Annotated in this window: 3 protein-coding genes; all 3 read left to right on the forward strand. The window is 66.2% G+C overall.

Going from position 1 to position 13,026, the window contains the following annotated elements; genetic code table 11:
* The first annotated feature begins 9 nt into the window (after window positions 1-9).
* Window positions 10-1,056 carry a TauD/TfdA family dioxygenase gene (locus CGA22_RS26320; RefSeq protein WP_041022845.1) on the forward strand — a complete coding sequence of 349 codons (1,047 nt, stop codon included), beginning with the start codon at window positions 10-12 and terminating at the stop codon, window positions 1,054-1,056.
* A 111-nt stretch (window positions 1,057-1,167) separates the two neighbouring features.
* Window positions 1,168-4,230, forward strand: coding sequence for a non-ribosomal peptide synthetase (locus CGA22_RS26325; RefSeq protein ID WP_041022844.1), 3,063 nt, complete (start codon window positions 1,168-1,170; stop codon window positions 4,228-4,230).
* A 58-nt stretch (window positions 4,231-4,288) separates the two neighbouring features.
* A partial coding sequence (locus tag CGA22_RS26330; protein ID WP_188258754.1) for an amino acid adenylation domain-containing protein occupies window positions 4,289-13,026 on the forward strand: 8,738 nt, incomplete at its 3' end.

Here is a 13,026-nt window from a genome sequence, read left to right on the forward strand (position 1 = left end):
GATGCCGTTATGTCTATCATGCCCCCATCGCCCCGCGCCCTTGGCGCCGTGCGCCGCAAAGCCATGAACGTCTCGGAACAGCAACTGGTCACCGAACGCCTGCTCAGCCCCGACCACGCCCTGCCGCTGGTGATCGAGCCGGCGGTCAGCGGCGTCGATCTGGTGGCCTGGGCCGCCGGCGAGCGCGAGTCCCTCGAGAGAAAACTGCTGCAATACGGTGCCCTGCTGTTTCGCGGGTTCAACGTGGCGTCCGTCGAACAGTTCGACCAGGTGATCGCCACCCTCTCCCCTGGCGCCCTGGAATACATGTTCCGTGCATCGCCCCGGACCCGGGTCGGCGGCAACATCTACACCTCGACCGACTACCCGGCCGACCAGATGATTTTCCCCCACAACGAACACTCCTATTCGCCGCGTTTCCCGCTGCGACTGTTCTTCTATTGCCAGCTTCCCTCCGAGACCGGTGGCGAAACCCCAATTGGCTCGACCCGTGCGGTCAAGGCCGCCATCAGCCCGGAGATCGAAGCGCGCTTCCGGGAAAAAGGTGTGTTGTACGTGCGCAACTACGGCGACGGTTTCGGCCTGCCGTGGCAGAGCGTGTTCCAATCCGAAGACCGTAGCGAAGTCGAAAGCTACTGCGCCAGCGTCGGCATCGAAGTGGAATGGAAAGACAACAATCGCCTGCGCACCCGCCAACGTGGCCCCGCCGTGGTACGCCATCCGCGCACCGGTGAAGAGGTCTGGTTCAACCATGCCACCTTCTTCCACATCAGCACCCTGCCGCCGCACATCCGCGATTCGCTGCAGAGCAACTTCACTGACCTCGACCTGCCCACCAACACCTTTTATGGCGATGGCGAACCCATCGAGCCGCAGGTCCTGGAGGCGCTGCGAGCGGCCTACCTCGACTCGCTGGTGCGTTTCAGTTGGCAGCAGGGCGATGTGTTGTTCATCGACAACATGCTCGCGGTCCACGGTCGCGAACCCTTTACCGGCAGGCGCGCAATCATGACCGGCATGGCCGAAGCCCTGCTGTCGAGCGACGTCGCTATTTGACTTTCAACGGCGGCATCCGTCGCTCGCCAGCGGCTCGCGTGATGTTCAGTCAGTGAGCCCCGGTGCCGGCGCTGCCGCAGGTCCACCCCCCCATTTCCAGTCGAGTTGAACATGAGCGGACTTCAAGGTTTTCGTATTTCGCCGCAACAGGCAGCGCTGTATCCCCACATCAAGGGCGCTGCCGAGCACCCGTTCGGTTGTCACTTGCAGTGGTCGCTGTCCGGCCCGACCGATGTCGAAGCGCTGAACCGCCGCCTGCAAGCGTTGCTGGCCGCCAGTGAAATCCTGCGGACTCGCCTGGTGCCGGTACCGGGCCTGCGTCATCCGGTGCAGGTCATCGACGAGACCGGCACACTGACGGTGGCCCAGTTGGACCTGCGCCAGCACAACAGCGCCGACCAGGATGCCGAACTGGCGCGTCTCGTTTCGCAAACCCGGGACTGGACCGCGTCACTGGCCGTCACCCTGGTGCGCCTGGCGGATGACGCATCGGTGCTGGACCTGGCCGGCGCGGGCAGCCACTTCGACCTCGCCAGCCTCAGGCTGTTGGCCAACGCCCTGCTGCAAGCTACCCCGGCGGATCTGTCCGAAGCCCTGCAATACGCCGACTACGCCGAATGGCGCTGGAACCTGGTGGAAGACGAACCCGACCATCCAGGCGTGAGCTTCTGGAAAGCCATGGACGAGGCCGAGCAGCCCACCTTGCAACTGCCCCTTGAAACGCCCAGCGGAGCCGGTTTCGCCCCTGCCCGACAGGCACTGGCCCTCCCCGCCGACCTTGCCCGTCACCCGGCCATGACCTCGGCCTTGATGCTGGCCGCCTGGACGGCGGTACTCGGCCGCCTGGCCGGCCAGCAGCAGGTCCCGCTCACCTTGACCCACGAAAGCCGCGGGCCGGAACTGGACAACGTCCTGGGCGTGTTCGAGCAATGCCTGCCTCTGAACATCGACCTGGATACTCAGGCCACCCTGCTCCAGCAGAGCCAACAATTGGCCGCCTCGGTGGAACGCAGCACCGGCTGGCAAGACTATTACACCCGGAACCTCACCACGGGCTACGCCTTCGCCTGGCGTTCCGGTGATGCCCGGGAACGCTACGCCGACGCGCTGATGGGCCCGGTGAAAGCCTGCCTGAATGTCCGCCAGTTGCCGGACAGCCTGCACGCCAGCCTGAGCTACGATTGCCATACCCTGAGCGCCGAAGCCGCACGCAGCCTTGGCGAACAATGGCTGCAACTGCTGCAAGGCGCCCTGGCCGAACCGCAACAGGCCTGGTCCCGCCTGCCCCTCGGCGGACCGTTGCAATCGGCGATTATCGCTAACACACCGAGCTCACCATCCATCGAGCCGCTGACCCTGGTGGACCTGATTGCCCGTCAGGTTCGTCAGCAACCGGACGCCATTGCCCTCAGCGACCAGCACGGCGACCTGACCTATGCCCGCCTCGACGCCTGCGCCACCCGTCTGGCCCATCAACTGGTGGCCGCCGGCATCGGCCGAGACGTGCCCGTCGGCATTCTCTTCCCGCGCAGCAACGCCGCCATCGTCGCCATGCTCGCGGTATTGAAAGCCGGTGGTGCCTATGTACCGATCGACCCGACCTACCCGGCTGATCGGCGCGCCTACATGCTGGCCGACAGCGGCATCGCCCACATCGTGGTCAGCGCCGATTTGGCCGACAGCCTGCCGGCCGCCCTGCAACGTTTCGTGCTGGATGACCTGAGCGAGCACGACACGAGCGACCTGCCGCCGCTGCCCCTGCCGGACGCGAACGCCCTCGCTTACCTGATCTACACCTCGGGCTCCACCGGTGCACCGAAAGCCGTGGAAATCAGCCATGGCGCCCTGAGCTTTTCGACCCAGGTGCGGATGGCTGCCTATGAAACGCCGGTACGCGCCTACCTGTTGTTGTCGTCGTTCGCTTTCGACAGCTCGGTCGCCGGGATCTTCTGGACCCTGGCCCAAGGGGGCCGGCTGGTACTGCCGGCGCCTGGAGAAGAGCTGGAGATGGCGCGCCTGGCGCAGCTGGTTGCCCAGCACAAGGTCAGCCACGGCCTGTCGCTGCCGTCGCTGTATCAGGCCTTGCTCGATCAATTGCAACGCAGCGCCAGCGCCGACAGCCTCGAATGCTGGATCGTCGCCGGTGAAGCTTGCCCGCCGGCCCTGGTCGCCCAACACAGCAAGACCCTGCCACAGGCCCGCCTGGTGAACGAATACGGCCCTACCGAGGCCACGGTCTGGGCCAGTCACGAGGTACTGGAGCCGAGCCGCAGCGTCAGCATCGGCCGCCCGATTGCGGGCATGGACCTGCGTCTGCTGAACGAATTCGACCAGGCCTGCGGCATCGGTGAACCGGGCGAGATCGTCCTCGCCGGCCCGACCCTGGCGCGGGGCTACCGCAACAAACCGGAGGAAACCGCCAAGGCCTTCGTCACCCTGGCCGACGGCACTCGCGCCTACCGCACCGGTGACCTTGCATGCTGGCTGGCCGACGGGCGCCTGGCGTTCCTCGGACGCAAGGACCACCAGGTCAAAGTGCGCGGCTACCGCATCGAACTCGGCGAAATCGAACGGCAACTGTGCAGCCACAGCGACGTGCGCGAAGCCGCGGTGATCGTGCAGGAGCACGCCGCCGGTAAACGCCTGCTCGCCTATGTCCTCGCTGCGCATGGCTATGCACCGGACTCGGAAGCGATCAAGCGTTTCCTCGGTGAGCGCCTGCCGTCGTACATGGTCCCGGCCCGGGTACTGACCCTGGCGACCTTCCCGCGCACCCCCAACGGCAAACTCGACACCCGTCAGTTGCCCGACCCGGACCAGTTCGACGAAAGCACCCACGTCGCGCCGCGCAACGCCATGGAAACCACCTTGCAAGCCATCGTCGCCAAGGTCCTGAAGCTGGCGAACGTGAGCGTCACCGACAACTTCTTCGCCATCGGCGGTGACTCGATCCTGAGCCTGCAAGTGGTTGCCCAGGCCCATGAGCAAGGAATCGCGCTCTCGGCCAAACAAGTCTTCGAACGCCAGACCATCGCCGCCATGGCCGAGGTCGCGCAACCACTGGCCGAATCCGCCGCCGAGCCGCTGGCAGACAGTGCCGAGTTCAGCGCCTCGGGCCTGTCCGACGACGAAATGCAAGCGCTGATGGCCGAACTGGACGAGGCCGACCTGTGAGTCGCGCCTCCCGCTGCCAGGCCATCACCGCTGCCCCCTTTTACGCAGGACGCTTTCAATGACCACCGAAAAAACCACCGGCAATCCAATCGAAGACGTTTACCCGCTGTCGCCGTTGCAGCAAGGGATGCTCTTCCACTCCCTGCTCCACGAAGACTCCGGTGTCTATCTGATGCAGGACCGCTACCGCATCGGCGGCGCCATCGATGAAGTGGCCTTCCTGGAGTCATGGCGCCAGGTGGTGGCGCTGCACCCGTCCCTGCGCGCCAGCTTCCAATGGAAAAGCCAGAAGCAACCGGTGCAGGTGATCCACCGCGAGGTCAAGGTCCCGCTGGACACCCTCGACCTGCGCGGGCTCGCCGCCCACGAGCAGGAAGCGCGCATCCGCAGCCTGCTGGAAGACGAACAGAAAGTCGGCTTCAACCTGTCGAAGCCACCGCTGATCCGCTTTCGGCTGGTGCGCCTGGCCGATGAGTCCTACGAGTTCATTCGCAGCTTCCATCACATCCTGATGGATGCCTGGTGCATTTCCCTGGTGACGGTGGACTTCCTCAAGGTCTACGAAGCGCTGTGCAACGACCGGACTCCGGAGCTGAAAAGCCCACGGCCGTTTCGCGACTACATCCAATGGCTGCAACGCCAGGACGCGGGCAAGGCCGAGCAATTCTGGCGCGGCCAACTGCAAGGCCTCAATGCGCCGACGCCGCTGACCGTGGACAACGGCGTGGCCCATGATCGCTACACCGACGCGGTGCTGGTGGACGATCAACTGATCCACCTGAGCGAACAGCAAACCCAGGCGCTGGCCGCGTTCTGCCGTAGCCGTCGGATCACCCCGAACACCTTTTTCCAGGGCGTCTGGTCATTGTTGCTGTCGCGCTACAGCGGCCAACGGGACGTGGTCTTCGGCGTCACCGTGGCCGGTCGTCCGGCGGACCTGACCGGCGTCGCGGAAATGATCGGGCTGTTCATCAATACCTTGCCGCTGCGGGTGTCGGTGGATCCGGAGGCCTCCCTCGGCAGTTGGCTGGGTGACCTGCAAGGGCTCAACGTCGACATGCGCGACTTTGAACACATGCCCCTGACGGATATCCAGGGCTGGAGCGACTTTCCCCGGGGCGAAACCCTGTTCGACAGCATCCTGGTGTTCGAGAACGCCCCTATCGATGAGCAAATCCTCGAAGGCGGTTTCCAGTTCAGCCTCGAAGGCATGGACCACAGCGTGCACACCCACTACGGCCTGACCGTGGTGATCCTGCCCGGCGAGCAGCTGGGCATCCGCGTGTCCTATGACCGCGAACGCTTCGAAGCTACCACCGTGGAACGCCTGCTGGGCCATATCGCCAGTCTCGTGGCGGGCATGCTGGCGGCGCCGGATGCGCCGTTGGGCAGTTTTGAACTGCTGGCCGCCGAGGAACGTCAACAACTGTTGGGTGATTGGGCGGTCAATCCCCACGATTTCCCACTGGATCAAAGCTACGCGCAGTTGTTTGCCAGCCAGGTCGCCCAACGCGGCGGGCAGGTCGCGGCCCTCTGTGACGGCGAGTCCCTGACCTACGCCGAGCTGGACCAGCGCTCCACACGCCTGGCCCACGCCTTGCGCGAGGCCGGTGCCGGCGAAGATCAACTGGTCGCCCTAGCCGCCCCCCGTGGCCTGGCGCTGTTGACCATGATGATTGCCGTGTTCAAGACCGGCGCGGCGATGCTGCCCCTGGAAGTCAATCACCCGCCCGAGCGCCTGCGGGAGATCCTCAGCCTGTCCCGCGCGCCGTTGCTGGTCGCCAGTGAAGGTTGCAGCGCCCTGCTCGATCCGTTGCTCAGCGGTCTGGAACAGACCCCCGTGGCGCTGTTCGCCGAAGCTTGCTGGAGGACTGGCAACGACTCGCCGCTGCCTGCTCTCGGCCGCCCGGACAGCCTCGCCTACGTGCTCTTCACCTCGGGTTCGACCGGTACGCCGAAGGGCGTGATGATCGAACAACGGGGCATGCTCAATAACATCTTCGGCAAGGTCCCGGCCCTGGGGCTCGGCGCCGAGGACCGGATCCCGCAGACCGCTTCGGTGGCGTTCGACATTTCCGTGTGGCAGTTCCTCGCCGCGCCGGTGCTCGGCGCCACCGTGCACATCCTCCCGGACGAAGTCGCCCACGACCCGCAGCGCCTGCTGCAAGTGCTCGCCAGCGAACGCCTGAGCGTGCTGGAAATAGTCCCGAGCCTGATGCGCACCCTGCTCGCCCTGTGCCCATGCAACCTGCAACTGCCGGACCTGCGCTGGGTGCTGCCCACCGGTGAAGCCCTGCCGCCGACCGTGGCCCGGGACTGGTTCGCGCGCTTCCCCGACATCGCCTTGATGAATGCCTACGGGCCGGCCGAATGCGCCGACGACGTGGCCTTCCAGCCGATCTTCGAAGCCCCGGCCGCGCACATCAGCCACATGCCCATCGGCCAGCCGACCGCCAACAACCGCCTGTATGTGCTGGACGAAGCCCTGCGTCCAGTGCCCGTGGGTGTCGCAGGGGAAATCTGTGTCGGTGGCGTCGGCGTCGGCCGTGGCTACCTGCACGATCCGCAGCGCACCGCCGAAGCGTTCATCGAGCACCCGCAACTTGAAGGTCGTGTGTATCGCACCGGCGACCTGGGACGCTGGCGCGCAGACGGGGTGATCGAATACCTCGGCCGCCGCGACCAGCAGGTAAAACTGCGCGGCCACCGGATCGAACTGACCGAAATCGAACACCGTCTCGCGCAGCACCCGAACGTGCGCGAAGCCGCCGTCCTGCTGCGGGAAAACAGCGTGGGTGAAGCCTGGCTGGTGGCGTACTGGTCGGCCCATGACGACACCCTGGGCAGCGACGGGCTGAGCGAGCACCTGCGGGCGCAACTGCCGCCGTACATGGTCCCGGCCGCCTTCGTCTGCCTGGACAGCCTGCCGCTGAACAACAACGGCAAGGTCGATCGCAAGACCCTGGCCGCCCGGGAACTGGACTGGCAGGCCGACGCCCAGCAAAGCATTGCCCCGCGCAACCCCCTGGAAACCGCCGTGGCGGCGATCTGGGCCGAGGTCCTGGGGCGCGACACCGTGGGCGTGGAAGACAACTTCTTCACCCTCGGCGGCCATTCGTTGCTGGCGACCCAGATCGTTGCGCGACTGCGCAGCCATTTCAAACTCGACCTGCCGCTGCGCACGCTGTTCGAACAGCCCACCGTGGCCTTGCTGGCCGTGAGCATCGCCGCCCGCCAGGCCGACGCCGCCGCGCCACAAGCCGTCGCCCTCAAGGCACCGAAAGCCCAGCCGCGCCCGCCCCTGTTGCCGCTGTCGTTCTCGCAACAACGTCTGTGGTTCATCGAGCAGCTGACCCCGGGCACGACGCTGTTCAACATCCCGTTCGCCCTGCACCTCAAGGGTGAACTCAATGTCCAGGCACTGCACGCCAGCCTGAATGACCTGCTGGCGCGCCATGAAATCCTGCGCACCGGCATCCACAGCACCGACGGCGTGCCTTGCCAACGCATCAGCGAGTCGCTGGACATCGCCCTGCCCTTCGAGGATCTGTCCGGCCTGACCGCCACCGCCCGCGAAGGCGCACAGTTCAACGCCCTGCAAGACACCTTCGAGCAGCCGTTCGACCTGGCCTCCCCGCCGTTGCTGCGTGCCCGCCTGCTGCGCCTGGCACCGGGAGAGCACGTGCTGGGCATCGCCCTGCATCACCTGGTGTCGGACGCCTGGTCGGCCACCATCGCGCTGCGGGAACTGGCCCTGGGGTATGAAGCCCGTTGCAACGGCGCCGCCGCCGAACTGCCGGCCTTGCCGGTGCAATACGCCGACTTCGCCCTCTGGCAGCGCGAACACCTGCAAGGCGCCGAACTCAAGCGCCAGTTGGATTACTGGACCACCACCCTGGACCGCCGCGACAGCGAAGGCAGCCCGTTGCTGGCGCTGCCCACCGACCATCCACGGCCGTCGATGCAGAGCTACCGCGCCGGGATCGTCCAGCGCGAACTCAGTGCCGACCTCAGTGGCCGAGTGCAAGCCTTCGCCAGTCGCCTCGGCACCACGCCGTTCACGGTGCTGTTCGCCGGTTTCGCCGTGTTGATGCACCGCCTGAGCGGCGATGCCACCGTGCTGGTCGGCACCCCGGTCACCCATCGCGAGCAACCGGGCACCGAAGGCCTGCTCGGCATTTTGCTGAACAACCTGGCGATCCGGGCGGACTTCGAGCCCCAGGCCGACTTCACCGCCCTGGTGAAGCAGGTGGCCGAGCGTCTGCGCAGCGGCCTGCTGCACCAGGACCTGCCTTTCGAGCAACTGGTGGACAGCCTGCAACTGCCCCGCAGCCTCAGCCACGCACCGCTGTACCAAGTGATGGTGGCCCAGCAACTGGCCATGGAATCGCGGTTGCGCTTCCCCGGGTTGGAATTCGAAGCCCTGGACACCCCTCTGCGGCATTCGGAATGCGACCTGGATCTGCACGTGCTGTGCCCGGCCAATGCACCGATCCAACTGGAGCTGATGTTCGCCTTGGACCTGTTCGTCGCCGACAGTGCCCGCCAGACCCTGGCCCGTCTGGAATACTTACTCGAGCAGATGCTCGCCGAACCGCAACGCCCGGTAGCGGCCCTGCCGTTGCTGATGGACGCGGAATGGCAGCGCACGGTGGTGGAATGGAACCGTACCGAGATGGCGGTGCCCACGCACCTGACCTTTGCCCAACTGTTCGAACAGCAGGCCGAGCGCACCCCCGAGCGTGACGCGTTGTGCTTCGAGGGCCGTCGCCTGAGCTACGGCGAATTGAACCGGCGGGCCAACCAGGTGGCGCATTACCTGCGCAGCCGTGGCGTGGTCGCCAATCGTCCGGTGGCGCTGTGTGTCGAGCGCTCGCTGGAACTGTTGGTCGGCCTGCTGGGGATCCTCAAGGCCGGCGGCGCCTATGTGCCGCTGGACCCGACCTACCCGGTGGATCGCCTCGCCTACATGCTCGAAGATGCACAACCGGCGCTGTTCCTCGGCCAACAGGGCCTGTTGGAACAGTTGGGCGCCGACCTGCCACGCCTGCGCCTGGACAGCGACGCGGCGCTGTTCGCCGATCAGCCGGACGACAACCTACCTCCGCTCGCCGGGCCGCACGACCTGGCCTACATCATGTACACCTCCGGCTCGACCGGTAAGCCCAAGGGCACCCTGGTCACCAACGGCTCGGTGGTCAACCTGGCCTGGGCGCGGATCCATGGCCTGTACCGTCGCTACACCGACCAGCCGATGCGCACCAGCTTCAACTACTCGTTCGCCTTCGACAGCTCGGTGGCCGAACTCATCCTGCTGCTCGACGGCCACAGCCTGTACCTGACCCCGGAAGACGTGCGCTACGACCCACAAGCGTTGGCGCAGTTCTTCGAGGAAACCCGCCTGGACGCCTTCGAGTGCACCCCGGCGCAACTCAAGGCGCTGCTCGAAAGCGACGGCGTGCGCCGTGGCGAGGTGTACCTGCCGCGCTTCGTGCTGTTCGGTGGCGATGCCGTGGATGCACAGTTGTGGCAGCGCCTGCCGTCAATTGCTGGCAGCCGCTTCTTCAACACCTACGGCCCGACCGAGTGCACGGTGGATGCCACCGGTTGCGCGGTCGATGACTTCCCGGCCCGCCCCATCATCGGACGGCCGATTGCCAACGTGCGCACCTACGTTCTCGACGGGTTCCTCAACCCGCTGCCGGTGGGCGTTCCGGGCGAACTGCACATCGGTGGTGCCGGGGTGACCCTGGGCTATCTCAACCGTGCCGAGCAGACCGCGAAGGTGTTCATCGAGGACCCCTTCTCGCCGCTGGAAGGCGCGCGGATGTACAAATCCGGCGACCTGGTGCGCTGGCTGCCCGACGGCCAGCTCGAATACCTCGGGCGCATGGACCATCAGGTGAAGATCCGTGGCTTCCGCGTCGAACTGGGGGAAATCGAAAGCCTGATCGGCGCCCAACCCGGCGTACGCCAGGCCGTGGTGCTGGCCCGAGAGGACGTGCCCGGCGAGAAGCGCCTGGTGGCCTACGTGACCTGTGACGAGCAGGCCGATGTCAACGCCTGGCGCAAGACCATCGGCGCCGCTCTGCCCGACTACATGGTGCCTTCGGCGTTTGTGCTGCTCGATGAACTGCCGCTGACCGACAACGGCAAACTCAATCGCAAGGCCCTGCCGGCCCCGGACATTCAAGCCGCGCCGGACACCCTGGACCCACCACGCAGTGCCGCCGAGCAGCAACTCGCTGCGCTGTGGTCGGAGTTGCTGAAGGTGCCGTCGACGCAGATCGGCCGCGACAGCCATTTCTTCTACCTCGGCGGTCATTCGCTGCTGGCGGCGGCGTTGTTTGCCCGTCTGCGCCAACAGTTCGCCACAGTGCCGCCGCTGCGGGCCGTGTTCGAACACCCGACCCTGGAGGCCCTGGCCGCGCTGCTGGGCGATCCACTGCAAGCGTCCGCCGCGACCTTCATCCCGGCGCCACGCCCGGAGCGCCTGCCGTTGTCGTTCGAGCAACAACGCCTGTGGTTCCTCGAACAACTGAGCGCCGGCGGTGGCGAATACAACGTGGTCAGTGCTGTGCAATTGGACGGAGAGCTCGACACCCGGGCCCTGCAAGCGGCCCTGAACGATGTGGTCCAACGTCACGAAATCCTGCGCAGCCACATCGTGCGCGAGAGCGACGGCGAGTTGGCGCTGGTCATCGAGCCGCAAGTCGACCTCACTTTGCAGCTGACAGCCCTGGAAGCCACCAGCGACGCGCACTGGCTGCAACTGACCGACGAGGCCATCCACGCAGAAACCGGACGCCGTTTCGACCTCGCCAGCCAAGTGCCGATCCGCGCCACCCTGCTGCAACGCTGCGGTCACGCCCAGGCCTTGCTGCTGCTCACCGTGCACCACTGCGCCACCGACGATGCCTCCAGCCAGAACCTGCTGGATGAACTGGGCCACTGCTACAGCGCCCATTGCCAGGGCACGGCGGCCACACTGCCGGAACTGCTCTTGCAATACCCCGACTACGCCCTCTGGCAGCGCGAGCCGGGTCAACAGACCGCGTTCAGCAGCCAGTTGGAATACTGGCGTGGGCAACTGGAGGACGGCGACTACCTGCTGGACCTGCCCACCGAACAGGGCCGCCCCAACCAACTCGCCCCGGCGGCCGGTGCGGTGCACTTGCAGTTGCCGCCAGCGCTGGTGGGACGCCTGCGACAATTCGCCCAGCAACGCGGCGCCACCCTGTACATGCTGATGCTCAGCGCCGCGCAATTGCTGCTGGGTCGCTACGCCAACCAGCGCGACGTGCGGGTCGGCAGCCCGGTGGCCCAACGTCCGTTCGCCGAGCTGCAGCCGCTGATCGGTTGCTTCGTCAATACCGTGGTCATGCGCGCCGATCTCGATCCAGGCCTGGATTTCGAAGGCTTGCTGAATCAGGTCCGCAACCGTGTACTGGACGCCCAGCAGCATCAGGACGTGCCGTTCGATCAGGTGGTCGAACACCTCAAGCCGGCCCGCAGTCTCGGCCAGACGCCGTTGTTCCAAGTGCTGTTCGCCATGCAGAACGCCGATGCGGCCTGCCAGCACTGGCCGTCGTTGCAGGTCAGCGAACGCGCCGTGAGCGCCCAGGCCACCAAGTACGACCTGAGCTGGGAGGTGTATGACGGCGAGGTGCTGTCGGTGTTGCTGGAGTACCGCGCCGCGCTGTTCAGCGAAACCACCGCCCGGCGTTGGCTGGTGCAATGGCAGCAACTGCTGGAAGCCATGCTCGACGCACCGCAGACCCGCCTTGCGGACTGGTCGCCGTTGGCAGCGACAGAGCGCCAGCTTCAATTGGTCGAATGGAACGCCACCGAGCGTCACTACAGCGGCCCTGCCGACCTGCACACTGCCCTCAGCCAACAAGCGGCCCTCAGCCCCAACGCCCCGGCGCTGGTGTTCGAAGGCCAACGCCTGAGCTACGCCGAGCTGGATCACCGGGCGCAAACCGTCGCCCGGGCCCTGCGCGCGGCCGGTATCGGCTCCGATGACATCGTGCCGGTGTGCATGGAACGCTCGGTGGACATGGTCGTCGCCCTGCTCGGCATCGTCCACGCCGGCGCCGCGTGGCTGCCGCTGGATCCGGAACTGCCCGCCGGGCGCCTGGCCTTCCTGATCGAAGACGCCGATGCCAAGGTCAGCCTGACCCAGGCCCAGTGGCTGTCGCGCCTGCCGACCGGCCATCAGGCCTGGACCCTCGACACCCTGCCCCCGGCACCGGCGTTCGACCCGATCAGCGTCGCGGCCAGCGACCTGGCCTACGTGCTCTACACCTCCGGCTCCACCGGCCAACCGAAAGGCGTGATGAACGAACACGGCGCCTTGATGAACCGCCTGTACTGGATGCAGGACGCGTTCCCGATCGGTCCGAACGACCGCGTGCTGCAGAAAACCCCGTACAGCTTCGACGTCTCGGTGTGGGAGTTCTTCTGGCCGCTGATCACCGGCGCCACCCTGGTGGTCGCGCGTCCGGACGGTCATCGCGATCCGGCGTACCTCAGCCAGCTGATCCAGCAGGAACAGGTCACGACGTTGCACTTCGTGCCGTCGATGCTGCGCGCCTTTGTCGAGGAGCCGAGCCTGGTCGACTGCCGCAGCCTGCGCCAGGTGTTTGCCAGCGGCGAGGCGCTGCCGATGGATCTGGTGCGGCGCTTCATGGGCCAACACCCGGCGGCACTGGTCAACCTGTACGGCCCGACCGAAGCGGCCATCGACGTGTCGGTCTGGCGCTGCTCGGTGGACGATGTGATCGTGCCCATCGG

The organism is Pseudomonas sp. PSB18, assembly GCF_014596565.1.
GTDB lineage: Bacteria > Pseudomonadota > Gammaproteobacteria > Pseudomonadales > Pseudomonadaceae > Aquipseudomonas.

Coding starts and splice junctions, on each gene's coding strand:
- CGA22_RS26320 (WP_041022845.1), top strand. CDS start 10: ATGTCTATCATGCCCCCATCGCCCCGCGCCCTTGGCGCCGTGCGCCGC.
- CGA22_RS26325 (WP_041022844.1), top strand. CDS start 1,168: ATGAGCGGACTTCAAGGTTTTCGTATTTCGCCGCAACAGGCAGCGCTG.